We start from the raw sequence: 289 nt of genomic DNA on the forward strand, positions 1-289 counted from the left end.
CTGATAAGAGTGTTCAGGCTTTCGCCGAACAAGCAAACCTTAATTCAGCGCGCACCTTGTCCACCATTGCCACCATTGGCGGCCCGGTGTCGTTCATTATCGGCGGCGTGCTCCTCAGCACAGTGTCTCTGGTCTGCGCCATCATAGCGCTCATCAAAACCAAGCGCGTGCTTGCCAATCCTGAATCACCGTACGTGGGCTATGCTCGAGCGCTTAAACAAACCGACTTCATGGGAATCTTCATTAGCCTGGTGGCTCTCGTTGTCTATATTATCGGGGTTGTCACCAT

At 52.9% G+C, this 289-nt stretch carries 1 pseudogene; it reads left to right on the top strand.

Annotated features, from left to right (window positions below):
- Window positions 1–56 precede the first annotated feature (56 nt).
- A pseudogene (locus PZH32_RS13795) lies at window positions 57–289 on the top strand (hypothetical protein); the annotation flags it as partial.

Source organism: Adlercreutzia equolifaciens (assembly GCF_029076695.1).
GTDB lineage: Bacteria > Actinomycetota > Coriobacteriia > Coriobacteriales > Eggerthellaceae > Adlercreutzia > Adlercreutzia equolifaciens_A.